The 25,660-nt window shown below is 66.7% G+C and carries 32 protein-coding genes and 1 pseudogene; 16 read left to right on the top strand and 17 right to left on the bottom strand.

Translation table 11 applies throughout. From position 1 onward, the window contains the following. Positions 1-115: 115 nt before the first annotated feature. A complete protein-coding gene (gene meaB, locus ACIRRA_RS40875; RefSeq protein WP_357007619.1) occupies positions 116-1,114 on the top strand; it encodes a methylmalonyl Co-A mutase-associated GTPase MeaB in 999 nt (332 codons plus the stop codon). Continuing rightward, entirely contained in the window at positions 1,111-1,626 is a 516-nt protein-coding gene (locus ACIRRA_RS40880) for a GNAT family N-acetyltransferase (RefSeq protein ID WP_402779940.1), read from the top strand. The genes meaB and ACIRRA_RS40880 overlap by 4 nt, the downstream gene beginning before the upstream one ends. Positions 1,627-2,154: 528 nt before the next feature. Here the strand turns inward: ACIRRA_RS40880 and ACIRRA_RS40885 are convergent. Then, positions 2,155-3,339 carry an acyl-CoA dehydrogenase family protein gene (locus tag ACIRRA_RS40885; RefSeq protein WP_402779942.1) on the bottom strand — a complete coding sequence of 395 codons (1,185 nt, stop codon included), beginning with the start codon at positions 3,337-3,339 and terminating at the stop codon, positions 2,155-2,157. Between the two features lie 200 nt (positions 3,340-3,539). Here ACIRRA_RS40885 and ACIRRA_RS40890 point away from each other — a divergent pair, with 200 nt between their 5' ends. The 3 genes from ACIRRA_RS40890 to ACIRRA_RS40900 are packed head-to-tail and all read left to right on the top strand — an operon-like array spanning position 3,540 to position 5,421. Beyond that, on the top strand, positions 3,540-3,995 hold the full coding sequence (locus ACIRRA_RS40890; protein WP_402779944.1) for a MarR family winged helix-turn-helix transcriptional regulator: 456 nt from the start codon (positions 3,540-3,542) through the stop codon (positions 3,993-3,995). Next, positions 3,992-4,414, top strand: coding sequence for an organic hydroperoxide resistance protein (locus ACIRRA_RS40895; RefSeq protein WP_402779946.1), 423 nt, complete (start codon positions 3,992-3,994; stop codon positions 4,412-4,414). The genes ACIRRA_RS40890 and ACIRRA_RS40895 overlap by 4 nt, the downstream gene beginning before the upstream one ends. An 11-nt stretch (positions 4,415-4,425) precedes the next feature. Continuing rightward, positions 4,426-5,421: a zinc-binding dehydrogenase gene (locus ACIRRA_RS40900; RefSeq protein WP_402779948.1), complete on the top strand. Its 996-nt coding sequence runs from the start codon at positions 4,426-4,428 to the stop codon at positions 5,419-5,421. On the opposite strand, the gene ACIRRA_RS40905 is transcribed toward ACIRRA_RS40900, so the two are convergent. From ACIRRA_RS40905 to ACIRRA_RS40915, 3 genes are all read right to left on the bottom strand, one after another. Then, positions 5,407-5,769: a DUF1304 domain-containing protein gene (locus ACIRRA_RS40905; protein ID WP_402779950.1), complete on the bottom strand. Its 363-nt coding sequence runs from the start codon at positions 5,767-5,769 to the stop codon at positions 5,407-5,409. The genes ACIRRA_RS40900 and ACIRRA_RS40905 overlap by 15 nt on opposite strands. 121 nt (positions 5,770-5,890) lie before the next feature. Next, complete coding sequence (locus ACIRRA_RS40910; protein WP_402779952.1) at positions 5,891-6,778, bottom strand: amidohydrolase family protein; 888 nt, start codon at positions 6,776-6,778, stop codon at positions 5,891-5,893. Further along, a complete protein-coding gene (locus ACIRRA_RS40915; RefSeq protein WP_402779994.1) occupies positions 6,775-7,806 on the bottom strand; it encodes a nucleoside hydrolase in 1,032 nt (343 codons plus the stop codon). Before ACIRRA_RS40915 ends, ACIRRA_RS40910 begins: the two co-directional genes overlap by 4 nt. Before the next feature lie 134 nt (positions 7,807-7,940). Here ACIRRA_RS40915 and ACIRRA_RS40920 point away from each other — a divergent pair, with 134 nt between their 5' ends. Continuing rightward, complete coding sequence (locus ACIRRA_RS40920; protein ID WP_402779954.1) at positions 7,941-8,513, top strand: TetR/AcrR family transcriptional regulator; 573 nt, start codon at positions 7,941-7,943, stop codon at positions 8,511-8,513. Positions 8,514-8,540: 27 nt separating this feature from the next. Here the strand turns inward: ACIRRA_RS40920 and ACIRRA_RS40925 are convergent, their stop codons facing one another. Continuing rightward, positions 8,541-10,109, bottom strand: a complete 1,569-nt coding sequence (locus ACIRRA_RS40925; RefSeq protein WP_402779956.1) for an MFS transporter — start codon at positions 10,107-10,109, stop codon at positions 8,541-8,543. A gap of 167 nt (positions 10,110-10,276) precedes the next feature. Next, on the bottom strand, positions 10,277-11,647 hold the full coding sequence (locus ACIRRA_RS40930; protein ID WP_402779958.1) for a CoA transferase: 1,371 nt from the start codon (positions 11,645-11,647) through the stop codon (positions 10,277-10,279). A 65-nt stretch (positions 11,648-11,712) separates the two neighbouring features. Here ACIRRA_RS40930 and ACIRRA_RS40935 point away from each other — a divergent pair, with 65 nt between their 5' ends. Continuing rightward, the gene (locus ACIRRA_RS40935) at positions 11,713-12,501 is read left to right on the top strand and encodes a thioesterase II family protein (protein ID WP_402779960.1); all 789 of its coding nucleotides are present in this window, start codon (positions 11,713-11,715) and stop codon (positions 12,499-12,501) included. Positions 12,502-12,894: 393 nt separating this feature from the next. Here ACIRRA_RS40935 and ACIRRA_RS40940 read toward each other — a convergent pair. Together ACIRRA_RS40940 and ACIRRA_RS40945 are read right to left on the bottom strand one after the other, a co-directional pair. Further along, positions 12,895-13,155: pseudogene (locus ACIRRA_RS40940) on the bottom strand (O-methyltransferase); the annotation flags it as partial. 74 nt (positions 13,156-13,229) lie between these two features. Then, positions 13,230-13,790, bottom strand: a complete 561-nt coding sequence (locus ACIRRA_RS40945; RefSeq protein WP_402779962.1) for a helix-turn-helix domain-containing protein — start codon at positions 13,788-13,790, stop codon at positions 13,230-13,232. 90 nt (positions 13,791-13,880) lie between these two features. Here ACIRRA_RS40945 and ACIRRA_RS40950 point away from each other — a divergent pair, with 90 nt between their 5' ends. Genes ACIRRA_RS40950 through ACIRRA_RS40960 form a run of 3 tightly spaced genes read left to right on the top strand, consistent with a single transcriptional unit; the run spans position 13,881 to position 15,653 of the window. Then, a complete protein-coding gene (locus tag ACIRRA_RS40950) occupies positions 13,881-14,084 on the top strand; it encodes a PLDc N-terminal domain-containing protein (protein WP_354849218.1) in 204 nt (67 codons plus the stop codon). Then, positions 14,077-14,904 (top strand): ABC transporter ATP-binding protein, encoded by an 828-nt coding sequence (locus ACIRRA_RS40955; RefSeq protein ID WP_402779965.1) that lies wholly within the window; start codon positions 14,077-14,079, stop codon positions 14,902-14,904. Before ACIRRA_RS40950 ends, ACIRRA_RS40955 begins: the two co-directional genes overlap by 8 nt. Continuing rightward, on the top strand, positions 14,901-15,653 hold the full coding sequence (locus ACIRRA_RS40960) for a hypothetical protein (protein WP_402779967.1): 753 nt from the start codon (positions 14,901-14,903) through the stop codon (positions 15,651-15,653). The genes ACIRRA_RS40955 and ACIRRA_RS40960 overlap by 4 nt, the downstream gene beginning before the upstream one ends. Here ACIRRA_RS40960 and ACIRRA_RS40965 read toward each other — a convergent pair. Together ACIRRA_RS40965 and ACIRRA_RS40970 are read right to left on the bottom strand one after the other, a co-directional pair. Further along, positions 15,637-15,807, bottom strand: a complete 171-nt coding sequence (locus ACIRRA_RS40965) for a DUF2784 family protein (protein WP_402779996.1) — start codon at positions 15,805-15,807, stop codon at positions 15,637-15,639. The genes ACIRRA_RS40960 and ACIRRA_RS40965 overlap by 17 nt on opposite strands. Beyond that, positions 15,804-16,022 (bottom strand): hypothetical protein, encoded by a 219-nt coding sequence (locus tag ACIRRA_RS40970; RefSeq protein WP_402780002.1) that lies wholly within the window; start codon positions 16,020-16,022, stop codon positions 15,804-15,806. The genes ACIRRA_RS40965 and ACIRRA_RS40970 overlap by 4 nt, the downstream gene beginning before the upstream one ends. On the opposite strand from ACIRRA_RS40970, the gene ACIRRA_RS40975 reads away from it, so the two are divergent. Then, a complete protein-coding gene (locus ACIRRA_RS40975) occupies positions 15,985-16,194 on the top strand; it encodes an excisionase family DNA-binding protein (protein ID WP_402779998.1) in 210 nt (69 codons plus the stop codon). The two genes, ACIRRA_RS40970 and ACIRRA_RS40975, sit on opposite strands and share 38 nt — an antisense overlap. 108 nt (positions 16,195-16,302) lie before the next feature. On the opposite strand, the gene ACIRRA_RS40980 is transcribed toward ACIRRA_RS40975, so the two are convergent. Further along, on the bottom strand, positions 16,303-16,812 hold the full coding sequence (locus ACIRRA_RS40980) for a GFA family protein (protein WP_402780000.1): 510 nt from the start codon (positions 16,810-16,812) through the stop codon (positions 16,303-16,305). Between the two features lie 183 nt (positions 16,813-16,995). Continuing rightward, entirely contained in the window at positions 16,996-17,430 is a 435-nt protein-coding gene (locus ACIRRA_RS40985) for a MarR family winged helix-turn-helix transcriptional regulator (RefSeq protein WP_402779969.1), read from the bottom strand. An 83-nt stretch (positions 17,431-17,513) separates the two neighbouring features. On the opposite strand from ACIRRA_RS40985, the gene ACIRRA_RS40990 reads away from it, so the two are divergent. Both ACIRRA_RS40990 and ACIRRA_RS40995 read left to right on the top strand, forming a co-directional pair. After that, positions 17,514-18,419 carry an alpha/beta hydrolase gene (locus ACIRRA_RS40990; RefSeq protein WP_402779971.1) on the top strand — a complete coding sequence of 302 codons (906 nt, stop codon included), beginning with the start codon at positions 17,514-17,516 and terminating at the stop codon, positions 18,417-18,419. A 151-nt stretch (positions 18,420-18,570) separates the two neighbouring features. Beyond that, entirely contained in the window at positions 18,571-19,056 is a 486-nt protein-coding gene (locus tag ACIRRA_RS40995; protein WP_402779973.1) for a hypothetical protein, read from the top strand. Between the two features lie 175 nt (positions 19,057-19,231). Here the strand turns inward: ACIRRA_RS40995 and ACIRRA_RS41000 are convergent, their stop codons facing one another. The 3 genes from ACIRRA_RS41000 to ACIRRA_RS41010 all read right to left on the bottom strand — a co-directional run bounded on the left by ACIRRA_RS41000 (position 19,232) and on the right by ACIRRA_RS41010 (position 21,508). Further along, positions 19,232-19,678, bottom strand: a complete 447-nt coding sequence (locus tag ACIRRA_RS41000; RefSeq protein ID WP_402779975.1) for a hypothetical protein — start codon at positions 19,676-19,678, stop codon at positions 19,232-19,234. Positions 19,679-20,037: 359 nt separating this feature from the next. Then, positions 20,038-20,499, bottom strand: coding sequence for a hypothetical protein (locus ACIRRA_RS41005; protein WP_402779977.1), 462 nt, complete (start codon positions 20,497-20,499; stop codon positions 20,038-20,040). A 337-nt stretch (positions 20,500-20,836) separates the two neighbouring features. Next, entirely contained in the window at positions 20,837-21,508 is a 672-nt protein-coding gene (locus ACIRRA_RS41010) for a hypothetical protein (protein ID WP_402779979.1), read from the bottom strand. A gap of 295 nt (positions 21,509-21,803) precedes the next feature. Here ACIRRA_RS41010 and ACIRRA_RS41015 point away from each other — a divergent pair, with 295 nt between their 5' ends. Next, entirely contained in the window at positions 21,804-22,232 is a 429-nt protein-coding gene (locus ACIRRA_RS41015; protein ID WP_402779981.1) for a hypothetical protein, read from the top strand. A 169-nt stretch (positions 22,233-22,401) separates the two neighbouring features. On the opposite strand, the gene ACIRRA_RS41020 is transcribed toward ACIRRA_RS41015, so the two are convergent. After that, positions 22,402-23,283, bottom strand: coding sequence for an alpha/beta fold hydrolase (locus ACIRRA_RS41020; RefSeq protein ID WP_402779983.1), 882 nt, complete (start codon positions 23,281-23,283; stop codon positions 22,402-22,404). Between the two features lie 72 nt (positions 23,284-23,355). Here ACIRRA_RS41020 and sigJ point away from each other — a divergent pair, with 72 nt between their 5' ends. Then, positions 23,356-24,231, top strand: coding sequence for an RNA polymerase sigma factor SigJ (gene sigJ, locus ACIRRA_RS41025; protein ID WP_402779985.1), 876 nt, complete (start codon positions 23,356-23,358; stop codon positions 24,229-24,231). Between the two features lie 218 nt (positions 24,232-24,449). Here sigJ and ACIRRA_RS41030 read toward each other — a convergent pair whose 3' ends face one another. Then, positions 24,450-24,920, bottom strand: a complete 471-nt coding sequence (locus tag ACIRRA_RS41030) for a GNAT family N-acetyltransferase (protein WP_402779987.1) — start codon at positions 24,918-24,920, stop codon at positions 24,450-24,452. Positions 24,921-25,076: 156 nt separating this feature from the next. Here ACIRRA_RS41030 and ACIRRA_RS41035 point away from each other — a divergent pair. Next, the coding region (locus ACIRRA_RS41035) for a class I SAM-dependent methyltransferase (RefSeq protein WP_402779989.1) at positions 25,077-25,660 on the top strand (584 nt) is incomplete at its 3' end.

Raw genomic sequence — 25,660 nt, forward strand, 5'->3', positions numbered from 1 at the left:
ACGCGGGACCGAGGGTGGCGGAGTCCACCCTCGGCTCGGCACCACCGCCGGCGTCGGCCTGCCCGGCCCCGCCGGCGCAGAAACGCCCGGCCCCGGCACCCAGCCCGCCACTCCGGTGGCGCGCCGAGTGATCGACGTCGACCAGCTGGCCGCGCAGGTCCGGGCAGGGGAGCGGGCCGGCCTGGCGCGCGCCATCACCCTGGTCGAATCGACCCGCACCGACCACCGGGAACTGGCCCAGCAGTTGCTGCTGCGGCTGACCCCCGAGGCGGGCAGGGTGGTGTCCAATCGCGTTGGCATCACCGGTGTTCCGGGTGTCGGCAAGTCGACGTTCATCGACGCGCTGGGCATGTACCTCATCGGCCAGGGCCACCGCGTGGCGGTGCTCGCCGTGGATCCGTCCTCGACCCGGACCGGCGGCTCGATCCTCGGCGACAAGACCCGCATGGCGCGACTGTCGGTGGAACGGGATGCCTTCATCCGCCCGTCCCCCACGGCCGGAACCCTCGGCGGCGTGGCGAAAGCCACCCGCGAGACCATCGTGCTGCTGGAGGCGGCAGGCTACGACGTCATCCTGGTGGAGACCGTCGGTGTCGGCCAGTCCGAGGTCACCGTCGCCAATATGGTCGACGTCTTCTGCTTCCTCACCCTGGCCCGCACCGGCGACCAGCTGCAAGGAATCAAGAAGGGCGTCCTCGAACTCGCCGACCTGGTGGCCGTGAACAAGGCCGACGGCCGCCACGAGCTGGAGGCCAAGGCCGCCGCCCGGGAACTTCAAGGGGCCATGCGGCTCATCCACCCACGCGAATCCCTGTGGCGCCCACCGGTTCTCACCATGTCCGGCCTGAACGGCATCGGACTGGATTCGTTCTGGGACACGGTCCTCACCCACCGTCGCGTCCTCACCGAAGCAGGCGAGTTCGCCGAGAAGCGCCGCCGCCAGCAGGTCGACTGGACCTGGACCATGGTCCACGACAACCTGCTCCGTCGCCTCACCGAGAACCCGAACGTCAAGGCCCTGCGCACCCAGGTGGAAAAGCAGGTCCGCGACGGCTCACTGACCCCCGCCCTCGCCGCCGAAGAAATCCTCCGGGCCTTCGACGAGCGGGCATGAGCCCCATGGACATTCGGATCCGACCGGGTACCGAATCCGACGCGGAAGCGGTCGCCACGCTGCACACCGCCAGCTGGCGCACCGCCTACGCGAGCATCATGCCCGAGGGTTATCTGAACGGTGCGCTCGCCGCCGACCACAAGGCGCTCTGGCACCGACGCCTGACCGACGACCGATCCGAAGGTGATCTGTTCATCGCCGAATCCGGCTCGGAAATACTCGGATTCATCTACCTGGCACCCCGCGCGGATGGCCGCGTCCTCATCGACAATCTGCACGTCAGCCCGACCCTCGTGCGGGGCGGCATCGGTTCCCGCCTCCTGCATCACGGATTCGAATGGGCCGCTGCCGAATACCCGGGTCGCCCCGTCTACCTCGAAGTCCTCCAGGCCAATACACCCGCCATCGCCTTCTACGAGCGCCACGGCGGTCGCCTCGCCGAGCCCCGAATCGCCCACTTCCCCCAGGGCTTTGATCTCCAGGAGCTGGAAATTACCTGGTCACGCAGCTGACGCGGGCATCGCGATCAGTCGATGCCTTCACCATCACCAGAGTCGGCGTGATCGCTCCGGTGGCGCGCATCCATACCTGCTCATCCACACGACCGTTTTCACCGTGACGGTCCGTACTGTGCTCAGGCCGGGTGGATCGTAAGAGTCTGCGAGCCGATCCACCCGACCGCCGAGCACGGTGCCCGCTCGAGTTGGTGAAGCGGGCACCGATTCCGGAGCCGTCCAACTACGACCCCGGCCGGATGATCCGAAGTGAGAGTGCGCCGGGTCGACCGCCGCGTTCCACCATCAGCTCACCCGCTCCAGCACAGTAATGAGTTCCTGTGCGGAGCGGCCCGAATACCGCGCTGGTGGCACGAATCGAGAGTGTCCAGGCACGGAAGGTCGCAGATATCTCCGAATTAGCTGCGTGATCGAGCATCCGTCCTCGGCCGGACCTCTGGATATTCCGTGTAGGCATCACCTACCGGAACAGCCTGGAAGTGTGGCCGCTGAGCGCGGAAACAGTGCCGGCCGACCGGGCGGTTGTCAGATCATGGCGCGCAGCGGGCCCTCGGGCTCGATGCCCATGATGGTCAATGCCGTTGAGTGGTACAGCGATCCGGGCGTGTGGATGGCGTGTTGCAGGCCCACGTGCGCGTCCCGCCAGAACCGCTGCATGACGTTCTGCCGCCGCACCGCATTGCCGCCGGACCGGGCGAAGATCTCGTCCACCGCCGACACCGCCCGCCAGGCGCAGCGAACTTGATTGCGGCGCACCAGGGAACGATCCTCGAAGGTGATGGTCTTCCCGGCCTCGGCCTGGTCGTAGAGACGGCTGATGCCGTCCAGCAGCTGAGTGCGTGAGGCCGCGATATCTGCCGCCGCCTCGGAGATGGCCGACAGCACGTACGGATCGTCCTTGATCTTGGTGCCCATGGCCGTGACCCGGTCGCGCTGATAGTCCAGGTGCGCCGCGAGCGCGCCCTCGGCGATGCCGATCACCGCGGAGGTGATGCCCAGCGGGAACATGGCCCAGAACGGCAGCTTGTAGACGGTCTCGGTGCGGCCCGCCCGCTCGGCCGCGATCTCACCGGCCGCCACGGCATCGAATTCGATGGTCCGGTAGGCCGGAATGAACGCGCCGTCCACGATGACGTCCTTGCTGCCGGTGCCCTGCAGCCCGATGACATCCCACGAGTCGTCGACGATCGTGTAGTCCCTGCGCGGCAGCACCACGTGCAGCACGGTCGGCGGCATGACCGGATTGCCGTCGGCGTCACTGAGCAGCGCGCCCAGGAAGATCCAGTCGCAGTGATCGGTGCCGGAGGAGAAGTTCCAGCGGCCGCGCAGGGTGTACCCGCCGTCGACCGGCGTCGCCACGCCCTGGGCGGCATACGGCGAGGCGATCCAGGTGTCGGGGTTCTCGCCCCACACCTCGTTCTGCAGCCGCCGGTCCATCAGCGCCATCTCCCACGGGTGCACACCGCCGACGCCACATACCCAGCCGGTGGATCCACAGTGCTGGGCCACGGCCATGACCGCCTCCGCGAAATCCCGCGGATGCGCTGCGTACCCGCCGAAATCGGCGGGCTGCAGCAGCCGCATCACCCCGGCCCGACGGATCAGCTTGACGCTCTCGTCGGAGAGCTTGCCCAGCCGCTCGGTCTCCTCGGCAGTCGCCGCCAACTGGCCCGACAGCTCCGCGACCCGGCTCACTACCTCGTGCGTCATCGCAACTCCCACTGGTTCGGTGTGCCCCTATTAGAACGCGTTCTAGCGGTGGTGTCCGGGAATCCGCCTGCCCGCGAGCGAGATTCCCGATGATCGGAACCCGCCCTGCGGTCGGGTCCGGGCGATGTTATCGCCGGGTGTGACGGAGCATACGGTCAGATAGATTGTGCACAATATAATTGCTGGCTACCGTATTGGACATGACCGATGAGCTGGCGCTGGAAAACCAGCTGTGCTTCGCGCTCTACTCGGCGTCCCGGGCCATGACCGCCATGTACCGGCCCCAGCTGGACGCCCTGGGCATCACCTATCCGCAATACCTGGTGCTGCTCGCGCTCTGGCAGCGCGACGACCGCACCGTCGGCGATCTGTGCTCGGCCCTGGAACTGGACTCGGGCACGCTGTCGCCACTGCTCAAGCGGCTCGAGGCGGCGGGTTTCGTGGCACGCCGCCGCTCGACCGCCGACGAACGCCGCGTGGAGATCACGCTGACCGACCGCGGACGCGAATTGCGTTCGGCCGCATGCCGGATCCCGGCGCGATCGGCCGAGATCGCCGGTCTGCCCGGCGAGGAACTGATCCAACTGCGGGAAACCCTGCACCGACTCACCGAAGCGCTCACCGCGCACACCCGATCCAAGGAGATCCCTCGATGAACGTGCTCTACACCGCCGAAGCCCTCGCCACCGGCGACGGCCGCAACGGCCAGGTCCGCACCGACGACGGCAAGATCGAGGCCACGCTGTCGATTCCGAAGGAGATGGGCGGCAACGGTCTCGGCACCAACCCGGAGCAGCTCTTCGCCGCCGGCTACGCGGCCTGCTTCCACTCGGCGCTGCGCACCGTGGCACGGTCGCTGAAGGCGAATGTGGACGACTCGGCCGTGGGCGCGAAGGTCGGCATCGGCCCCAATGACGCCGGCGGATTCGGCCTGGCCGTTACCCTCGAGGTGTCGCTGCCGCACCTGCCCCTGGACGAGGCGCGGGTGCTGGCGGACAAGGCACACCAGGTGTGCCCGTACTCCAATGCCACTCGCGGCAATATCGAGGTCGACGTCATCGTGGTCGAAGACTGAGGAGGCTGAGCATGCGTGCGGTAATCATCGAACAGTTCGGCGAGCCCGAGCAGGTCCTGACCACGGCCGAGCGGCCGGTGCCCGAGCCCGGGCCGGGTGAGGTGCGGATCGCGACCACGCTGGCTCCGATCCACAATCACGACCTGGCCATCATCCGGGGCGTCTACGGCTACCGGCCCGAGCTGCCCGCCATCCCGGGCACCGAGGCCGTCGGGCACATCGACGCCCTGGGCCTCGGGGTCACCGGCCTGGAAATCGGTCAGCGCGTGACGGTTTCGGGTGTGCAGGGGGCGTGGGCGGAGTACTTCGTGGCCAAGGCGGGCGGGATCGTCCCGGTGCCGGATACGGTGTCCGACGCCACCGCGAGTCAGCTGCTGGCCATGCCGCTGAGCGCCCTCATGCTGCTCGAGGACCTCGATGTCGAACCCGGCCAATGGATCGCGATCAATGCCGCCAATGGCGCGGTGGGACGACTGGTGAACCAGCTCGCCCGCGCCCGCGGTGTCCACGTCCTGAACCTGGTGCGTAGCGCGGCGGCCGCGAAGTCGTTGCGGGAGCTGGGCTTCGAACCGGTGCTGGAAACCGAGTCGGGGGACTGGCAGCGGCAGGTCGCGGAGGTCACCGGCGGCGAACCCATCGCCCGCGCGGTGGACCAGGTCGGCGGGCCGGCCGCCAACGACCTGCTGTCGGTGCTCGGCCCGCGTGGTGAGCTCATCACCTTCGGCGCGCTGTCGGGCCAGCCTCTGGTGCTCAACCCCGGCCCGATCATCTTCAAACAGGCCGTGGTGAAGGGCTTCTGGGGTTCCAAGCGCGCCGAGGAGATCGGCGGCGACGAACGCCGCCGCCTCATCACCGAGCTGGTGACCCTGGCCGCCCGCGGCGAACTGGACCTGGCTGTCGAGGCCACCTACCCGCTCGCGGAGGCCGCTGAGGCCGCGGCCGCGAGCGAACGCCCGGGCCGCAATGCCAAGATCGCGCTCAGCGCGGCGGCGCTACCCGGCCAGTAGGACCGCGATCAGCGTGAGCGCGCCGGGCAGCGCCTGCCCGAAGAAGATCCGGCGGCTCGCGGTGGCCCCACCATAGAGTCCGGCCACCACGACGCAGGCCGCGAAGAAGATCTTCGCGGCCTGGCCGACCGGATCGGCGGCGATCAGACCCCAGATCAGCCCCGCCGCCAGAAAGCCGTTGTAGAGGCCCTGATTCGCGGCGAACACCTTGGACTCCTCGGCGAACTCGGCCGTGACGCCGAAGCCCGCGCGCACCCGCGGCGTGGTCCACAGGAACATCTCCATGATCAGGATGTAGATGTGCAGCGCGGCGAGCAATCCGACCAGGATGTCCGCGACCAAACGCATGACCGACCCGCCTTCCGTGGGGTTTCAGCCGACACCGGCCATCGCGTCTCATCGTGTCAGACCGGTCCCGCTGGAGGCCCGAGCGCATCGCCGGAACGCGGAGTGTCGCGCGCCCGGTGCGCTATCCGATGGCGAAGAGGTCCGCGGCATTGCGGTAGCAGACCGCCCGCAGCCAGTCGTCACCGAGACCGAGCCGTTCCAGAGCGAACAGCGCATGGCCGTAGGAATAGGGAATGTTCGGGAAGTCGCTGCCGAACAGGATGCGATCCCCGAAGTCGCGCAGGCGCCCCAGGTCGGTGGCGGGGAAGGGGTCGCCGGCTTCGAAGAAGTCGGTGAAGTTCATGGTGGTGTCGAGTAGGACGCCGGGGTTGTCCGCGGCGATGTCGAGGAACTCGCTGTACTCGGGCGCCCCCATGTGCGCGATGATCAGGCGCAGTCGCGGGAACCGCCGCAGCAGTCGGGCGATCGGCTCGGGTCCGGTGAATCGCCCGGCGGCAGGCCCGGATCCGCAGTGCGTGACCACCGGAATGCCAGCCTCCTGTACCAGTCCCCACACCTCGTCCAGCAGCGGATCCGCCGGGTGGTAGTTGCCGACCTGGATGTGCAGCTTGAAGATTCGCGTCCCCGACTCGATCGCGGCACGCACATAGTCGGCCGCACCCGGCTCCGGATAGAAGGTCGACGTGTGCAGGCAGTCCGGGGTGCGGGCGGCGAAATCGGCGGACCACTCGTTGAGCCAGGCCGCCATCTCCGGCTTGTGCGGGTAGACCATCGAGGTGAAGGCGCGAACGCCGAAGCCGCGCAGCGTCTTCAGCCGCACCTGCTCCTCGGCGCGGTAGGTGATGGGCCACGCGCGGTGGCCGAGCAGTGGGCCCGCCGAATCGAAGTAGCCCCACACCTTCCGCAGCACCTGTTCGGGCATGAAATGCGTGTGGACGTCGATGATCCCGGGCAGGCCCAGTCGCGTATGGAATCCGGTGACGTAGTCGAGGTCTTGCTCGTCGGTCACCGGGTCGAATCTCCTTCCGCGAACACGGTTCGCGCGTAATCCCCGACGCGGTCGACGAGCCGCTCGAAGAACAGTTCCGGATCGGTCCCGATCACGATGTCGGCGTTGGGTTCCCGCCCCCACATGCCCGCCCAGTCGGCGACCGTGGTGGCGCGGGTGATCGTTCCGGTCAGCTCCACGTCGACGGTCGCGGGTTTGGTGACGGCCAGGCTCGGGTCCAGTGCCACGGCCGCCGCGAACGGGTCGTGCATGTGCGCCAGATACCCCTGGTCGTAGAGCTTGTGGAAGTCGAAGTAGAAGCGGATCGCATCGGTCAGGTACCGCACCAGCGGATTGCTTGCCGCCGACCGTGCCTCCGGCGGATCGTTCTCACTGACATGCTCCACCGGTGTGCTCCCGGCCCGTTCGGCCAGTAGCGCCAGGTGTTTGGGCTTCATCTCGATGGTCTCGGTGATGTCGAGCGCGCACACGATGGGCCGGCGGTCGGCGGGCGTGGTGGAGAAGGCGTCGAACACCTCCTTGGCCGCTTCCGGATCGACGTGCACGTTCCACTCGTTGGTCGGGGTGGTGTTGCCCGGATGGTTGAATGCGCCGCCCATGATCACCAGGCGTCGGAGCAGCTGCGGCAGTTGAGGTTCCATCCGCAGCGCCAGGGCGAGATTGGTGAGCGGCCCGGTGCACAGCCCCACGATCTCGCCCGGATGCTCGCGCACCAGGTCCACCCACAGCTGGGCCGCCGATCGGCCGGACAGGGTCCGGGTGGTCGGCGGCAGCTCGGCGTAGCCGACGCCCTGGGGCCCGTGGGTGTCCTCGGTCGTGCGCAGTGGCACGGACAGAGGTGTCAACGCGCCCTGGGCTACCTCGAGCTCCGGGGCCCGCACCAGCTCGAGCAGCGCGAGATTGTTGGCGGCCACCTGCGGCGCAGGCACATTGCCCGCGGTGGAGGCGATTCCGACGATCTCGGCCTCGGGGGAGGCGAGGAGGTAGAGCAGGCCCAGGGAGTCGTCGATGCCGGTGTCGTTGTCCATGAGGATCTTCTGCCGCACGGGTTCGAGGGTAGCCGTATCGGTGCCGGCCGCTCCGTGGGGAGCATGCGCCGGTCCTGCCGGCTCGTGAAACACTCGTCTAGGACGTCCGTCTAAGACGCTGGTAGGGTGGTCCTATGGGAAATCGAGAAGACCTCCTTGTGGGCGCCCGCAAGGCCGTCCTGGAACGCGGCCTGGCCAAGGTGACCGCCCGGGACATCGCCACCGCCGCCGGAGTGAGCCTGGCCGCCATCGGCTATCACTTCGGTTCCAAGGACCAGCTGGTCACCGAGGCCATCACGATGGGCGTCGGCACCCAGATCGGTGACGACATGGAGGCCGCCATCCGGGACGCGGGGGAGGGCCGCACGCTGTGGGAGTCGCTGGCCGCGATCTGGAACGGCTTCGTCGACGTGGTGCAGCGTAATCGCGACGGCCTGTTGCTGAGCACCGAGAACGGCATCCAGATCGCGCGCGATCCCGCGCAGCAGGTCTACATGGCCCAGGCCAGCGCGGTCGCGCATCGCGATATCGCCGCGGCCGTCCACTCCGCGCACCCGGATCTGACCGACGACCAGGCCGCAGCGGTCGGGCAGCTGCTGTTCCTGCTGTTCCAGGGCCTCGCCATCCAGAAGATGATCGCTCCGGGTGCCGAACTGCTGGACGGTGGTTCGCTGGTGACCGCCATCGAAGCCATCCGGAGCAAATGAACTCACCGTTCGGCCGGCCGGGTGAGCTCAGCCCGGCGGCACGTGCCGCAGCCGCGTCATGGCGATGACGGCCAGCAGTAGCGCCGCGCCCGCCGCGATGGCGGCGGTCAGGTGCATGCCGGTCAGGAAGGCGTGCTTGGCCGCCTCGGCCATGGCGCTGCCCACCTTTCCCGGCATCGTCCGGGCGACTTCGAGTGCCGCGCCCAGCGTGTCGCGCGCGGCGCGGGCGTCGGGCTCCTGCACCCCGTAGGGCAGGGTGGTGTTGAGCTGGTTGCGGTAGATGGCGATGCTGATGCTGCCGAGAATGGAGATCCCCAGCGCGCCACCGAATTCGGCCCCGGTCTCCGAGAGCCCGGATGCCGCGCCCGCCTGCTCCGGGGGCGCGGTGCCCACGATGAGCTCGGTGGTGATGCCGAAAACCGGTGCCAGCCCGAACGACACCAGCAGCGACGCCGCGATGGTGAGCTCCACGCCGCCGGTCGCGGTGATCCGGGTGAGCAGTAGCAGTCCGCACGCGGCCATGGCCATGCCCCCGCCGATCATGTAGGCGGGTCGCATCACCTTCATGATGCGCGGGCCCAGTTGCGAGCCGATCATGAAGCCGAGGCCCGCCGGGATGGTGGCGAGACCCGCCCGCAGCGGCGACATGCCCAGCACCAGTTGGAAATACTGCCCCACGAACAGGGCGTATCCGAAGGCCACGAAGATCGCGACCATATTGATGGTGAGCGCGGTGCGGAAGCTGCCCAGCCGGAACAGCCGCAGATCCAGCATGGGTTCGCTGGTAGTGAGCTGCCGCCGGACGAAGACCACGCCGATCGCGAGGCCGGCCACCAGTGCCGAGACCGCGGCCGCGCCGGGGCCGTCCTGGGCGGCCTTCTTCATGCCGAAGACCACCAAGAGAATTGCTGTCGTGCACAATCCGGCACTGACCAGGTCCAGGCGTCCGGCGTCGGGATCGCGGAACTCGGGGAGCACGCGGGGCGCGAGAACGATCAGCAACACCATGACGGGCACCGCGAGCAGGAACACCGACCCCCACCAGAAGTGCTCGAGCATGATGCCGCCCGCCAGCGGCCCGATGGAGCCGCCCACCGAGTAGGACCCCACCCAGACCCCGACCGCGATGGAGCGCTGGCCCGGATTGCGAAACATGGTGAATATCAACGAGAGTGTGGACGGCGCCAGGGTGGCCCCGGCGACGCCGAGCAGGGCCCGGCAGCCGATCAGCACCGGCGCCGAGGGCGCGAAGGCCGCGATCACCGAGACCGCGGCGAAGGCGGCCGCCCCGACCATCAGCAGTCGCCGTCTGCCGATGCGATCGCCGATGGTGCCCATGGTGAGCAGCAAACCGGCGACCATGAAACCGTAAACGTCGATGATCCAGAGCAATTGGGAGCTCGTGGGGCGGAGTTTCTCGCTGATCTGGGGGACCGCCAGATGCAGGACGGTGAGGTCCATCGAGTACACCAGGCAGGCCAGCGCCAGCACCGCCAATCCTGCCCATTCCCGTCTCCCCACCGAGATGGCGCCGGCGTCGCTGGCGGCGGTGAGCAAGGGAGTAGGTGTATCCACGATGACGTCCTCCATCCGCATGCCGACATACAGTCGACAATTTTGATGTCGGTTTCAGGGTCTCAAATATTAACGCCGGACGTGGGACAAGTCCGGCGTGTTGAAAGCGCTGTATTGCAAGCCAATTCGCCCTATTCGCCGATGCACTTGCGGGTGTGCGTGCAGCACGTTGTATACATTCGCGCGCGTTACGAACCGTCCGGTCGGGCTTTCCACCCGGGAGCGCTCGAACCGTGGGCCGGAGCGGGCCACGGATGGTCCGGATACTCGCTCAGCGCGGGACCCGCTGTGGTCACCGCGTCGTGGGTGAATGTGTACCGGGCATCGGGCGCCGCGGCGGGTTCGTGGGCGGGCGTCCGGCCCGGCGCGGTGATCAGCCAGGATGCCGTGCGGGCCAGGGCAACCCGGACATCGCGGCCGAGGCCGTCGCCACGGAGGGCGCACAGTGCGTCGAGCACGCCCGCCGCGAGCAGATACCCGCTGGCGTGATCGAGTGCCTGGGCCGGGAGGGCGCCCACGGATGATTCGCCACGCGAATTATCCTGTGTGCCTTCGATGAGCGAAATTCCCGATGCAGCCTGCACGATGCTGTCGAAACCGCGTCGATCACCCCATGGTCCGAGTTCGCCCCACGCCGAAACTCGGCCGTGCACAATTCCCGGACGAATTTCCCCGGGCCGCACTCCGAGCCGTTCCAAGCTGCCCGGTCGGTAACCCGAGATGATTATGTCTGCATTGCTGATCAATTCGCGAAAAACGGGAAGTCCGGTACGCAAATCGACTACAGTAGAGCGCTTCCCCTGACACGTGTCCAGGTACTGCCAGCCGATCTCCGGCAACCCGGGCGGGTCGATCCGCAGCACATCGGCTCCGAGCAGGGCCAATGCCCGCGTGGCCACCGGTCCGGCGATCACCCGGGTGAGATCGAGAACGCGGATCCCGCGCAGCGGCAGCAATTGTGATGCGGCAGTGGGGCACTCGAATCCACCCCGATCGCCGCGCACGTCCACGGCCACCAGCGGGCCGGAGGCGGCAGCCTTGCCCTGCGGGCTGTCGGCCCACTCCCGCTCGGGGCGGACCCGCACCGCGATCGCACCGTGCTCGCCGGCCCGCTGTTCGATATCCGCCGCCGTCAGTGTCGCTGCGCGCCGGGTGAAGTCCTCGCGGCCGGACGTGCCGGGCAACTCCACGGCGGCCAGCAACCGGGCGCGATGATGCGGATAGTTGGCGTGTGTGCGCACCCATGTGTCCGCAGCCCTGAAGAATCCCGACAACTCTGCGAAGACGTCCGGCTGTTCGCCGTGGAGCCGGAACAGGCGCTCACTCGAGAAGGCCGCGGCGACCCGGGCCGGGTCGACCGTGCCGCCCAGCGGTGTCACGCCGCAGGTGGCCCGCCAGCGGTCCGCCGCCGCGGCGAAGGCCGCCACCGCACCGCCCGCCAGCGCCCAGACCGGCAGCGTCGCAGCCAGATTCGCACCCGGATCGAGCACGGGCAACGGTGTCCCCGGGACGCCGATTCCGGCCTCGTACTCACGGACCAGAGCATCGTAGGTAGCCACGATCCGACTGTATCGCCGGCGCCGGGTCCGACCACGGTGGCCTATCTCACGGCATACTCGATCGGATGACAGCCCAACGACTCACCGGAACCGCCTGGCTGCGCGAACTGAAATCCGCTCCCGGCCCCGCAACCGTGCTGGTCTGCTTCCCGCCCGGCGGCGGTTCGGTCACCGCCTACCGGGCACTGGCCCAGCGCGTCGACTCGGATACCGCCGTGTTCGGCGTGCAGTATCCCGGCCGCCAGGATCGCATCGGCGACGCGCCGGTGACCGAGCTCACCGAGCTGGCCGACCGGGCCGCCACCGACCTGCTGGCCTGGCCGCGGGACGTACGCCTGGCCATCTTCGGGCACAGCATGGGCGCGACCGTCGCCTACGAGGCCGCCCGTCGGGTCGAGGCGGGCGGGCGGGCGCTGACCCACCTGTTCGTGTCCGGCCGTCCCGCACCGGCTTTCGTCGAAACCGCACGCCTGCACGCCGGACCCGACGAGGGCCTCATCGCCGATCTCGAACGCCTGTCGAACGATCCGGCGTCGGTGCGGATCCTGCGCGACGAGCCCGATCTGGCCGAGCTGGTGCTCCCGGCCCTCCGCAGTGACTACCGGGCCGTGGAGACCTACCGGCACGAGCCGGGTCCGTTGCTGCGCGCGCCGATCACCGCACTGGTCAGTTCCGCCGATCCGACCACCTCGGCCGCGCAGGCAGGGGAGTGGAGCGACTACACCGCCGCCGGATTCGACCTCGACACCTTCCCCGGTGGCCATTTCTATCTGGATCTACCCGAAAACCTGCCCGCGATAGCCGATTTGATCACCCGCGCGCTGGCCGCCACGGTTCCGGGGCGCTCGAGTTGAGTGCCCCGCATCCCTGCGGGTAGCTTCCTCCGTTGCGTCTTCGTAGCAGGAGGGGGTTCTCAATTCCCAGAACACAATTCGTCGCCGCTCCGCCCCAGGGCAGTGGTCTGAAGCAGATCAACGGGCCCGCGACGCACTGGATCGCCCAGCTGCAGCGGCAGCGGCGTGACACCACCGGGGCCGCCTTCGAGGACGAGGCGGCCTACGGGCCGCTCTACATCCTGAACATGTTCGGCGACAAGTGGATCATCGCCGGTGGCCCGGAGGCCGCGCAGCGCATCCTGATGAACAAGGACCGGGTGTTCGCCAACGGTCCGGCGTGGGCGCCGCTGCAGGGACCGTTCTTCGACCGGGTCTGGTCCGGCTGGATTTCGACGAGCACCGCAGTCACCGCTCGAGCAGCAGCTTCGGATTCGCCTTGCGCACAGCGGCATCCAGCAGCAGGCCCTTCTCGTCACCGACGTTGACCAGGTTGCTGCGGGTACGGGCGAACTTGTCGATGGCCGCCAGCACGCTCTCCGGATCGCCCTGCTCGGCGTTCGCGAGGACATGGTCGCGTACGGCGGTCTCGCGGCCATCGCCGAATTGACCGGTGCGCGTGAAGTTCCCGAGTCCGCGCACGGTACTGACGACCGTGCGCACCGGATACACCACGCGCTCGAGCAAGTTCGACCCGATCGATGTGCCACCCATTGCTTCCCCTTCGTTCACTGTGACGGCCAGCGCGACTATGCCGGGCTCGAAGCGGTTTCGGCTCCGGGGGTGGGAGAGTCGGGGATCAGGATGGTGCGCAGGATGCGACGCCTCCGGCCCGGCGCGGGGGCATTGGCCAGGCGCGGGGCCACCACGCGGCCCAGATCGCGGACGAAATCGGCGAATTCGGCGTCGTCGAGCCAGAGACCCGCCATGCGGTAGCCGACTCCGTCTCGCAGGTAATCGATATCGCCGCCGTCGAGGTACCGGTCGAAGTCGGCCATGAGCCCGGCGACGAAGCCCATGAGGGCGCGACGGTGATCCTCGGGACTCATGGTGTCGAGCTGGTCGGGGGTGATCTGGGCGGCGCTCAGGCGTAGCCGGTAGGTGCGCTCGACGGTGCCGCGCACACGGCGCTCGGTGACGACGTCGAGGACGCCGGCGGTGACCAGCTTGGCGACATGCCGATAGAGGCTGCCGGGCGGAACATCGTCGAGTTCGGCATTGAGCTCGCTCGTGGTCAGGGTCCGGTCGCCGAGGAATGCCTGCATGATCCGCAGCCGAACCGGGTGCAACAGGAGTTCGACGGATTCCACGGTCTCGACACTAGCATGATTGCTATCGATATTGATAATGTTCGCATATCTGGTAGCAATCACGCGCTCGCGCTGAAGAGAGGAATCGCGGTGTCCAACATTCCGGTAGCCGCACTGGTACCCCTGATCGTGGTGGGGCTCGGCTTCGTCGGCTTCTGCTGGTACGACCTGTCCCGCACGCGGGTGAAATACCTGCCGAAATGGGCGTGGGCGATCATTTGCCTGATCAGCATTCCGCTCGGCGGGATCATCTACCTGATCGTCGGCCGGGACGGTGACACGGTCCGTGGCTGAGCCCCACCTCGAGGTCGCCGATGTGTCGGTGCGCTTCGGCGACTTCCTCGCCCTGGACACCGTGAGCTGGACCGTGGACGGTCCCGGGGTCGTGGGGCTGATCGGACTCAACGGCGCGGGCAAGACCACCCTGATCCGCACCGTACTGGGCCTGCAACCGGCGACCGGCGGCGCCGTGCGGGTGCCGATCGGACTGGATGCCCTCGGATACTGCCCGGACACACCGGGTTTCGAGCCCTGGCTGTCCGCACGGGAGGTCCTCGAACAATCCATGGCCATCGGACCGGTCCGCGGCGCCGGCACATGGTCCGCCGAGGCCGCGCTCGCGGCCGTCGACCTGGAACGGCACGCCCACCGGCGCGCCGGAGGGTTCTCCCGGGGCATGTTGCAGCGCTTGGGAATTGCCGCGGCGCTGGTGCGCGAGCCCGAGGTGCTCATTCTCGACGAACCCACCAGCGCGCTGGATCCCGAAGGCCGTGCCGCCGTGCTGGGGCTGATCCGGGACCTGGGCGATCGGATGACGGTCGTGTTCTCCAGCCACCTGCTCGCCGATGTCGAGGATCTCGCCGACCGGCTGCTGGTCCTGCACAGCGGGCGGGCGGTCTTCGCGGGGGAGACAGCGGAGTTCCTCGATGAGCACACCGCCGCGCCGACCCTTCGGATCGTCATGACCGACGGCCGGATCATCGAGGCCGAGCAGCCGCAGTGGGGCCCGGCCCTGGCGGATGCGTCGGCAAACAGCGGGCGACTCGACGACATCCGCATCACCCGTCCGACCTTGACCGACGCGTTCTTCGCTGCCATCGGGGAGAAGCCATGAACCGCACCGTATTCCGGGTCGAGTGGTACCGGTGGCTGCGCACGCGGCGACTGGTCGCCCTGGTGGCCGCCTTCGTCCTGTTCGGATTCGTATCGCTGCTCGGGGCGAAGTACCTGCCGGACCTGATCGGACACTCATCGGAGATTCGGTTGCTGCGCGTGCCCGACTGGCGAGACGGGTTGCAACAGTACGTGAAGAACGCCGGACTGCTGGTCGCGGCGGTGGCCATGATCCTGGCCGCGCAGGCATGCGCCCTCCGCGATACCGATCCGATCGGGATCTACTACTTCAGCCGGGAGGTCTCTCCGGTACGGCTGTATCTGCCCCGGATCCTGGTCGCCGCGGCAGTGATCGCCGTGGCCGCCTCGATCGGGGCCGCGGTCGCGCTGTACGAGTGCTGGGCGCTATTCGGGTCCTACCCGCTGGGTCCGGCCGTGGGTTCGCTTGCGGTGCAAGCCCTCGCGGTGGTGTCGTTCGCGGTGTTCGCCGCGGCCCTGGCAGCGCGGTTCGGCTCGGCAGGCATCGCCGCCGGGGTCACCGCCGTGGTCTACGTGGGCTGCCTGCTGGTGTCGGCTGTGCCATCGGTGCAGCCCTATCTGCCCACCGCCGCCCTGCAACCGGCCATCGCGGCCGCGAGCTGGTCACCGGCCGACGCGGCGAAATCGCTGCTGGCCCTGCTGATCGCGACGGCACTTGCCCTGACGGCCGCCCTGACCGCACCGATTCGCGCGATCAAGACCGCTGGGTAGTGGTCCGGTGCCGCGACAGCAGATACAGACCCACCCACGACACGACGACACAGATCACCACGAGCACCCGCACCTCCTCCAGGGCGCTGTGGGGATAGAGCACGCCGGTGATGTAGTGGTCGATGAACGGATCTGGACCATCCGGCCAGGTCAGTCGCTAGTTTTCGTCAGCAGCGGGAGGTTTGGGGCCGTCAGCCTGCCTCGATGCCGTTGGTGCCGCCGGTCTCCCGCGCCGAAGAGAGAGGCGCCCGCGGCCTTCAGGTCGTGGGGTTGTGCCTGGGAGTAGATGCTCAGTGACATGGCCGGGTCGTGGCCGTGCCATGCCGCGACGATGTGCACCGGGATTCCGGAGGCGAGCATCAGCGACACGGATGTGTTCCTCAGTCCCGCCAGGCTCCTCGGGATCGGACGTTCCACTGTCTATGCCGCAGTGAAATCCGGTGAGCTACCCGCTATTCGGGTTGGCCGTCGAATGCGGATCCCATCCCGGTGGGTTCGCCAGGCACTGCGGGTCGACGCCGAATCGGACAGCGCACAGTAAGGTTTCCGCTGCCGACACGCGCGACCATGGGTTTGGGGCCGACCAGCCCCGAAACCCAGGACCCTACGCCGCCGGTTTATCTACCACCTTTGAGGAACGCAGCACTAGTTAGCTCAGCGGAGCCAGCCACGAAACCGCGTTGTCCTTGAAGCTCTGCCGCTCGGGAATGAGGCCGCTATGGTCATCGAGCGCCATCATGGTCACGCCCATCATCGTTCCGCCATCGTCGATCGCAGCGACCGTTGCGCCGCACTCACCGCAGAACCCGCGCTTGGTCGCCGGGAATGTATGGAACCACTTGGGTTCTCCGCCCGGCCCGGTCCATTCGAACCCCTCGACGGGGAAGTCCACCCACGCCATCACCGGGCAACCACCCAGCCGCTGGCAATGAGGGCACGAACACAAATGAGGAAAATCGGGGTCTCCAGCTGCGGAGAACCGGATATTGCCACAGAGACAGCCGCCGTTCACATGACTCCCCGTCGTTGCGCACAATGCGTGAATGAGTAAGGCTTCACGTCCATTCGATGCCCGAAGAGGTAGATCACAACGCTGGTGTGCCACCTCAATCAGCCGTCCGCCCCGCCTGGCACCGAGTAGACACGACCACTCTGCCATGCGACCAGCCGCCAGCACCGCCGCACCACGCAAAACGACAGGAACAGCGCTGCTGCGGATCGTGCTGAGTCAGCCACCTGCTGAACGCACTATGCCGAGTTCAGCGCACCATGACAGCACGCGTTGCACCGCACCGGCCTGGCAGGACGACCCGGCGGTACCGGTGGGTTCTCGATCTGCCGGTCAGCCTGCGGGCATGCCGATCTGCTCGCGTTCGAGCCTGCTGCGCAGCTGTGAAAGGGCTTGTGCAACAGCCGATAACGAAGAATCTGGGATATCGCTGTCGAACAACTCGGCCAGCCGTTGGGAGAAGGTTCGCTCCGCTGCCTCTATCAGACGCACCCCGTCGGGGGTCAGTGCGAGTAGCGACGACCGGCGGTCCGACGGGTTCGGTTGTCGCGCTACCCATCCCTGCTTCTCCAAACGGTCGACGCCCTTGCTCATCGCCCCGACGCCCGCGGCGAACTCACGCGCGAGGTCGGCCACCCGGGCGCCCGGGTGGTCACGCAGGAAACACAGAGATTCGAACTGCGAAGTGACGATCCCGTGCTGCTCACGAAGGTGATCGTTGAGTGCGTTGTACAGCCGCGTTTCGCACCGGACGAGGTCGGCGAACAAGCTCGGCAGGTCGACGGAGACTCTCATCGGTGTATATTCCATGGCATCTAGTTTATATGAAGATACTTCTAAGGAAGGTACGTGTGAGCAGGGAACAACGCGCGAAGATCGACGCACTGCTATGCCAGCCACGACCGGCCGGACCTCGATCGGTCGAGGAGATCCGTGCGGGGTTCCGTGCGCTGATGGCGCAGATGAACGTGCCGAGCGAAATACATACTCGGACCACGACACTCGGCCTCCGGCCCGCCGTGCTCGTCGAACCCACCGATACCCCGCGCGGTGGGACGATCCTGTACTTCCACGGCGGCGGCTTCGTCTTCGGTTCACCGCAGACGGCGATGTCGCTGACCGCGAACCTGGTGACCCGCACCGGGTTCCGTGCCTTCTCGCTGGACTACCGGCTGGCGCCCGAACATCCCTTCCCGGCCGCGATCGACGACACCCTCAGCGCCTACCGCGCCCTGCTCGACAGTGGTGAGGACCCCTCGGCCATAGTGTTCGCCGGCGATTCCGCGGGCGGCGGCCTGACCGTCACCACCTGTCTCGCGGCCCGCGACGCCGGCTTGCCGCTGCCCGCCGCGATCGTGGCGTTCTCCCCGGGACTCGACGCCACCCGCAGCGGCGAAAGCATGGACACCAAAGCGGGCATCGACCCGATCTTCACCCGAGACGGCCTCGAATACACCGGCGCCATGTACCTCGCCGGACAGGACCCGCACCAGCCGCTGCTCAGCCCGGCAATCCTCGCCGATCTCACCGGCTTCCCGCCAATGCTGCTGCAGGCAGGCGGCAACGAAATGATCCTCGACGACTCCACCCGCCTGGCCGCCCGTGCACGAGACGCCGGTGTCGATGTCATCCTCGACATCACCGCCGACGTACCCCACGTCTTCCAATCCTTCACCGGCTTGCTCGACGAAGCCGACCAAGCCCTGGACCGCGCCGCACACTTCCTCAGTCAGCACCTCCACGGCAACGCACCATAATGCCGCATACCGCGCTGATCAAACCGGCCAGCGCGGGGCGCCGGCGCCCGGAACCTGGTGCGGTGCAGAACGTCCGCAACTGCCGAGTTGCGTGTACTGGCGGCGATATTGACACGAGGCGGCTGTCGGTCGAGCCACGTAGCCTCTCGGCGTGTCACACATCATGCGGGCCTTTCTGATCGACTGGGCGGACCTCGAGGCTGTTATCGGTTCCAAAGACGAACAACTTCTGGCGCGGCTGTGCAGCGACGAGCGCAGGCGCCAGGACGCTCGGGTGTTTCAGGCGATCATCGAGGGCGGCCCTTTCGATCCGAGCAGCGCGGAAGACTACGTCGATGCTCTGGAGTTCATCTGTGAGGCCATCGGTGGTGAGTTTGTACTCGATGCCGACTTCCGTTTCAGCAATGAGGATTTCGATGAGTACGAGCTAGTCAACGGATTGAACAACGGCAGCATTCTGCCTGTGGCCGAGGGAGGTGGCTGGGGCTCGCGGTGCTGGGAGGCGTGTGCCGAGGAGCTCGAGGAGCTAGAGGATGACGACGAATACGACTACGAAGAGGATGAAGACCCCTACTTGGTGGTGGAGTGCATGCTCGCATCTCGGGAGGCCAAGAAGGACCTGGTCTGCTTCTGGTGATACGCCGGACCTGATCAGGAAAGTGGCATGAGACGCACTATTCTGCCGCATACCGCGCTGACCAGACCGGCCAGCGCGGGGCGCCGGCGCCCGGAACCTGGTGCGATGCAGGACATCTGCTACCCGAATCGAGGCAATTCGAGCCGACCCACGGGTCGGCTGTGAGATTGGGCGATCATTCCGCCCGCGCGTATCGGGCTGCCGTGAGCACCGCGTCCATGTCGATCAGCAGACCCGGGTTCTGCTCCTGCACTTCCAGAAACTCCAACACCACGTCATCGATGGTGGTTCGACGGGCCGAAGCGATCAGCTCGTGCCGGACGTAGCCGCTCAGCGACATCCCGGCGGCACCTGCACGGTGGGTAAAGACGCTCCAGATCTCCGCCGAAAGCTCGTAGTCGTGGATCAATGCCATTGCGTCGGCATCGATCTCGGCGATCGGGTGGCCGGGCCGCTCCGCTGCCAGGAACTCGACGACGGCATCCATCGGTACACGCGTCCTCGCAAGCTGTATTAGCTCCTCGCGGATGTAGGCGACCACAGACAGGCCGGCCGCTCGTGCCCGTCGCCGCAGTACATTCGCCGTCAGTGCGGGCAGGTCGTCTATCACGATCATCGCCATGATGACACCGTAAGCAAGCGCGCCGAGCGGCGACAAGGCCTGACGGCAGACATCCGGATATCCGTCATGCCGCATACCGCGCTGACCGAACCGGCCAGCGCGGGGCGCCGGCGGCCCGAACCCTGGTGCGGTGCAGGACGTCCGCTTCTGCCGATGTCAGTGTCATTGCGGCACAGCGCCAACTTCATGACATAGGGGGTCTTGCTGCGGCAATCGGCAGGGACTTGATGAACCAGCGCCCTGATTCGGGAGCGCCGATGTGGACTCACCTTGCGATCGAATCTCCGTACGCACGTGCCTACGTAGACGGCGACCTCGACGCAGGCACGTGAGCGCAGCGCCAGGCTGTGCGCAACCGCTCAGATCGGTGTCGAGTCACGCAGATCTTCGACGCGGATAGGTTCGTGGTTCGCGAAAACCACTGCCACGCCGTGGGGTTCGCAGATCGGTAATCCGCCCTCGGCGAAGCGCAGGAGCCATTCGATGCTGTCGTAGAAGTTGAGCTGGGGGAGGTCGACCGGGAAGGTCGCCGGATCGAACCGCTCGAATCGACGCACGCCCGCGGGTGTCGAATCGAAGGACACGGGGTCGGCGATCAGCTCGGCGTGGAGGAATCGCAGGCCGAGTAGCAGGTAGCGGTCCAGATCGCCGAGCACGGTCGCGATAAGCGCCGGATCGGCGGATCGCCCTTCTGTGAGAAGGACATTCACCTCGACCGGATTGTCGAACAGGCTGCTGCTGATCACGGTCTGTGGAGACCAGATCGTTTCGCCTTCGGGACCTGGTTGTGCTGCGAACGGTCCGATGCCTGCGATGAACACGACGCCATCGTAGGGACCGCGCCAGGTGGACAGGGCCGACTGGCTCGAACACCTTGCGTTTCCCGACCGCCCCGCATCCTGCGTGGTTCAGATGGATTGCAACGTGGATGTCCCCTGCCGACAGCACGAGGGGCCTACTGCACAGAAATGTCCTCTCCTGCCGCATACCGCGCTGACCGAACCGGCCAGCGCGGCCTAGCTCACGCTCAGCGGCCCGGGGCAGGTGGGTTGTTCTGGGTGTTCGCTCGTGGTCGCTGACCGCGCAGTGCGCTCTCCTCGCGAACAGCCAATACTTGTAGGCAAGCCTCTGGACCGATGACGAGCGGGCAGGCGGTGGTCAGCCGCAGAAGTCCATGACGGTGCCATTCGCGATCGATACTCTTGCTGTTTCGAAGAGGTGGACCCAGGTCTCGCGTTCGCGGTAGAAGGGGTGCGGATTGTCCTGGTAGTCGCCTTGTTCCGCGTAAACGCGGGTGATTTCGGCGTCGGAGAGTATGCCGTCGACGAGGTTGATGCCCAAGTACGGTGCGACGTAGACGAGTTCACGAAGCAAAGCCGGGGTCGATCCGACCAGCCCGCCGTCGATGTCGAGGTCTTCCTCGTACAGCGGCTCGTCGAATTCGATTGGCAGGTAATAGCCTTCGCAATCAGAGTGGCAGATAAGGTGCGAGGAGAGGGTGTAGCCGAGTTCTTCGATGGCTTCGTCGGCTACGCGATGATCCTCCTCGGTCTCGACGAGTTTCAGCGGTTGGTCGGGGTAGGTGCGGGCTCGGGCGTAGGCACTGCGCAGATGGTGCAGGAAGGAGTATGGAATCCCACTTGTGCGGTCTCGCGTGTCTGCCGTGCCCCGCACTGCGGGCCTGGCCAGGGCCGGGAGTCCCTCGATTGCCAGCAGTTCGTTGAGGGCGCGCAATTGGCTGTCCAGGTATTCGAGGAACTCTCGATTGTCGGGGTCGCCATCGCGTTCATTCGCGAAGCCCAGTCCGTCATGTCCTGCCGCCAAACTCATGGTTGCGAAGGTAGTCCGACAGGGTGACATGTTCAGCGCACGAAGGCCTTCACTGCGGTGACTCCGGGCCTGTGTCGGCCGATGATGCCGTGCCTCGACGCGTCGACCCTACCCGGCCCCCAGCCGGCGGTCAGCGCCGTTTGGAAGGCAAGGTTGTGGAACGCGCTATTCTGCCGCATACCGCGCTGACCGAACCGGCCAGTGTCGCTCACCTCGGTCGGTGTGCTCCGCCCCTCCGACAGCCCGGTTCGGTATGTGCGCTTAAGGGCCTGGTTACCGAACACGATGCGTGAGCATGAATCTGGCTCGATCCGGCGGCTATCGTGTCGGCATGAGCGAGCGACGCACAGAGTACTTGGGGCGCCTGTCCGATGGCCGCTACGTCTTCGTCAGCTCTGTGCCCGGCGATCGCTACTACGACACATTCCGGCTGTACCTCGGGACGGCCGATCACATGCGCCCTGTGGAGATCGCAGACGTTAAGCGCTATCGAGACGGCGGTACGACGCGGATCGACACGGCAGCGGGGCAGACGCTGTCTGTGCCTTCGCCTTTCAAACGATCCCCAACGGTCTCCCCTCGCTGGTACTCGATGATCGCTGGAGGCAACCCCTCTGAATCCTCCGACCATGAAACCTTCGAGGTCGAACTACTGGACCCGCTGGGCTACGAAATAACCGAGACGCACGAGGGTGTCAACATCCGCGCGGTGCGTAAAGCTTGAGGGTTGTGCGCTCCTGCTGCTGACCGTGCTGACCGAACCCCCAGCGCGGGGCGGCCGGCGGCGAGACCGACGGCGGCCCAGAGACATCCGCTAGCCGAGTGGCGGATGTCGAAGGTGCAGCGGAATCAGAGGGTCGGTAGCCAGCCGGACTCGGCAGTGGGATCTGGATTCAAAGTTGAGCACGGCCCACATGGCTGCGGTGCCAGCGGTCGATGGCATCGGCCACGAGCTGCGGGTTGTCGGCCATCGGGAAGTGCAGCCCCCAGGGCACGGTGACCCTGGTCAGGCACGGGAACAGACGTCGCCAACGGCGAACGAAGAAGAAGTAGTCGCCGAGTCGGCCGAATACCGTCATCATCGGTCGGCCGGCCAGCGCGGTGACCGTGCTTTCTGCGCGTGTGGTGGTGGCGCGGTCGCGGGTCGCGTCGCGAAACATTCGGTGCAAGAACCGGCGACGGTCGCGGTCGCGCAGACCACGTCGCCACGCAGTCTTACGGGTGCGGTTCCATCGTCTGCCGACACCGAACCTTGTCGCACTCGTCCAGGCGAGCAACCCGAGCCATGCGTTGACCTCCCGCATCAGTTCCGAGCCGAAGAATCGCAGTGCGAGCCACAGCATGCCGCGGGGCCGCCAGCCGAAGGTGTTCATGGCTACCAGTGCGGCCACGCGGTCGACTCGATCGTGTACAGCAGCGAGTGTGGCCAGGCCCCCGAGGTCGTGTACGACCAGTGTCACGGCGTCGAGGTCGAGATGGTCGATGAATGATGTGATCGTGTGCGCGGCCGATGCCACCGTGGCCTCGCCGGGATCGGAGAGTCCCGTTCCAGGCAGATCGAGGGTCACGCACCGGTACCGGTCCTCGAGGTGGCTGATCAGATCAGCCCACAGCAGCGACCAGAGTCCGGCGTGGACCATGAGCAGGACCGGACGGTCGCCGCCGGTATCGGTGTAGACGACGCGGCGCCCGTCGAAATCGAACGCGTACAGCGGGTGGGGCCAATCCTGCGTGGTAAGCCAGTCAGGCCGAGCGGGTTTGGTAGTAAGGGTCATATCTCTAAGGACGTGTCGGCGCGGTCGTGTGTGACGGTCACGCTTCACCAGGCTCATTCGTCGGAGGTATGTATGAGCGACATCATCGAGCAGGCTTGGCACCTGCACCGGCGGCGGGTGCTCGACGTCTCCTACCGCATGCTCGGTACCCTCGTCGACGCCGAAGACGCCGTGCAAGAGACCTTCGCCAGACTCACCCGCCACGGCTGCGAGGGCATCGACGATGTCGAGGGCTGGCTGGTCACCGTTGCGGGCCGAGTTTGCCTCGACCGGCTGCGCGCCGACCGCACCCGGGCCCGCTACGTCGGGCCGTGGCTGCCCGAACCGCTCGTCGAGCCGGCCGGCACCGATCTCGACCCGGCAGATCAGGTCACCCTCGACGACAGCGTGCGCCTGGCGCTTTTGGCGGCGCTGCACGCCCTCAGCCCCGCCGAACGCGTCGCGTTCGTGCTCCACGATGTCTTCGGAGTGAGCTTCGAGGAGATCGCTGGGGTGGTCGGCCGCTCACCGGCCGCGGCCCGGAAGCTGGCCAGTCGTGCTCGAGCCGCGCTGCGCGACAACCCTGAGCCGCGGTTCGAGGTCTCACCAGCACAGGCGCGCGTGGTTGCCGAGAGATTTGCACACGCCTGCACCACCGGCGACCTGGCGGCACTGATGGAGGTACTCGCTCATGACGTGGTCGGCGAATTCGACTCCGGCGGGCGAGTCGCCGGCGCCCCCCTCGGGCCACTGGTCGGCGCCGAGCTGGTCGGCGTCACGCTCGCCAGAACACTGTTCGGAGCGGGCGCCGATTTCCGGGTCGTATCGGTGAACGGCGAGCCAGGGGTGGTCGTGTCACTCGTGGGCCAAGTCATGGTCGTGATCGCGTTGGAGTCCCATGACAACCACGTGGTCGCGATCCGCGGCATCGGCAATCCCGACAAGCTAGCACGCCTCAATGCTCGCTGAAACGAGACATGAGCGCTCTCGAATTCTGCTGACCCTTCCCCGCCTGCCCGGCCCCTCCGGCGCGGCGGAGAACATCCGCACATGCCGCATACCGCGCTGACCGAACCGGCCAACGCGGGGCGCCGGCGGCCGGAACCTGGTGCGGTGCAGAACGTCCGCTAGCCGAATGCAGTGCGCTTCTGGCGTTCCGCGGGTTAGATCCTCCAACCGCTGCTTGCCTACAGAAGTCGACTCAGCTCCAGGGTGAAGACGATCCGAGGCTGTCCTGGCCCGTTGTAGTCCTCAACAACGCGGGCGTCGAAGCCGAGGCTCCGATGAAAGGAGATCGATCCTTGGTTGCCCGGTGAGGTGATGGCCTTGAGCCGCACCGCGCCTTGCTGGTTCGCCGCCGTCGCGAACGCGGTGTAGAGGCGGCGACCCAGGCCAGTCCCTCGAGTATCATCACGCGTCGCGATCAGATGGGCATATGCGATACGCGCTGGGGTGACGAATCCCAAGATGTACCCACGGATTCCGTCGTCGCCCTCCACTGTCAGGCAGGTCTCAGGAAATTCGTGCACCAAAGCAGACACGTGCAGGGAGCGCAAGTCTCTCTCACCCCAGTAGCGACCGTGATTCTCGATCACCCCGCACAAGTCCTGTACGGTCGCCTGCCTGAATGTCTCGTCTGGCTTGCCGAACTTATCCACTCAAGGATGCTTGCACCTCCCCACCCTTCCCCTCTACCGCGAGCAGGACGCGAACACACTGTCTTGCCGCCTTGTGCGTGAAGATCGTGTATTCAGAAGAATTGTCTGACAAGGCTTTACAGCGCGTGGGCATCTGGGCGTGCCAGGATTGGGCACATGACTCCAGTTCCAGAAGGCGCTGCACTTCCCACCGATCCCGCCCAGGAGTACGACTACGACAGCATCGCCGAGAGGTATACCGCCGAGAACGAGGCCAGCCTGCTGAACGCGTATTACGAACGACCCGCGATGCTGGGACTCGCCGGAGACGTAACCGGACGGCGGATTCTCGACGCCGGTTGCGGCTCAGGTCCTCTCTTCACCGAGCTACGCGATCGGGGTGCCATCGTGACCGGAATCGACTCGAGTGCCAGGATGCTGGAGCTCGCTCGGCAGCGGCTGGGCGCCGACGCGGACCTGCGGATCGCTGACCTCGTGAGCCCGCTGCCGTTTTCCGACAACGCATTCGATGACGTCGTCGCCTCGCTAGTGCTGCACTACCTACAGGACTGGGGCCCGACACTGACGGAGTTGCTGCGCGTTCTGAAGCCCGGCGGCCGACTCATCGTCTCGGTCGAGCACCCCTTCGCCATCTGGATCACTGAGTGGAGATATTGTCAAATCCTGTGGATGAGGTTGTTTCAGGCGACTTCCGTTGCGCCTGAACGGCCTCCGTCCTTTGGGGTGATGTCGATGGGTCG

Origin of the sequence: Nocardia sp. NPDC101769 (assembly GCF_044766925.1) — a bacterium.
In the GTDB taxonomy this organism is placed as follows: domain Bacteria; phylum Actinomycetota; class Actinomycetes; order Mycobacteriales; family Mycobacteriaceae; genus Nocardia.

Bases quoted from the DNA above. Each gene is read 5' to 3' on its own strand.
- sigJ (WP_402779985.1), top strand. From the start codon at position 23,356: ATGAGCGACATCATCGAGCAGGCTTGGCACCTGCACCGGCGGCGGGTG.
- ACIRRA_RS40960 (WP_402779967.1), top strand. From the start codon at position 14,901: ATGAACCGCACCGTATTCCGGGTCGAGTGGTACCGGTGGCTGCGCACG.
- ACIRRA_RS40905 (WP_402779950.1), bottom strand. From the start codon at position 5,769: ATGCGTTTGGTCGCGGACATCCTGGTCGGATTGCTCGCCGCGCTGCAC.
- ACIRRA_RS41000 (WP_402779975.1), bottom strand. From the start codon at position 19,678: ATGGCGATGATCGTGATAGACGACCTGCCCGCACTGACGGCGAATGTA.
- ACIRRA_RS40915 (WP_402779994.1), bottom strand. From the start codon at position 7,806: ATGGACAACGACACCGGCATCGACGACTCCCTGGGCCTGCTCTACCTC.
- ACIRRA_RS40900 (WP_402779948.1), top strand. From the start codon at position 4,426: ATGCGTGCGGTAATCATCGAACAGTTCGGCGAGCCCGAGCAGGTCCTG.
- ACIRRA_RS40890 (WP_402779944.1), top strand. From the start codon at position 3,540: ATGACCGATGAGCTGGCGCTGGAAAACCAGCTGTGCTTCGCGCTCTAC.
- ACIRRA_RS41020 (WP_402779983.1), bottom strand. From the start codon at position 23,283: ATGACCCTTACTACCAAACCCGCTCGGCCTGACTGGCTTACCACGCAG.
- ACIRRA_RS40980 (WP_402780000.1), bottom strand. From the start codon at position 16,812: ATGGCAGAGTGGTCGTGTCTACTCGGTGCCAGGCGGGGCGGACGGCTG.
- ACIRRA_RS40975 (WP_402779998.1), top strand. From the start codon at position 15,985: ATGTGCACCGGGATTCCGGAGGCGAGCATCAGCGACACGGATGTGTTC.
- ACIRRA_RS40895 (WP_402779946.1), top strand. From the start codon at position 3,992: ATGAACGTGCTCTACACCGCCGAAGCCCTCGCCACCGGCGACGGCCGC.
- ACIRRA_RS40880 (WP_402779940.1), top strand. From the start codon at position 1,111: ATGAGCCCCATGGACATTCGGATCCGACCGGGTACCGAATCCGACGCG.
- ACIRRA_RS41010 (WP_402779979.1), bottom strand. From the start codon at position 21,508: ATGAGTTTGGCGGCAGGACATGACGGACTGGGCTTCGCGAATGAACGC.
- ACIRRA_RS41015 (WP_402779981.1), top strand. From the start codon at position 21,804: ATGAATCTGGCTCGATCCGGCGGCTATCGTGTCGGCATGAGCGAGCGA.
- ACIRRA_RS40920 (WP_402779954.1), top strand. From the start codon at position 7,941: ATGGGAAATCGAGAAGACCTCCTTGTGGGCGCCCGCAAGGCCGTCCTG.
- ACIRRA_RS40935 (WP_402779960.1), top strand. From the start codon at position 11,713: ATGACAGCCCAACGACTCACCGGAACCGCCTGGCTGCGCGAACTGAAA.
- ACIRRA_RS40925 (WP_402779956.1), bottom strand. From the start codon at position 10,109: ATGCGGATGGAGGACGTCATCGTGGATACACCTACTCCCTTGCTCACC.
- ACIRRA_RS40885 (WP_402779942.1), bottom strand. From the start codon at position 3,339: ATGACGCACGAGGTAGTGAGCCGGGTCGCGGAGCTGTCGGGCCAGTTG.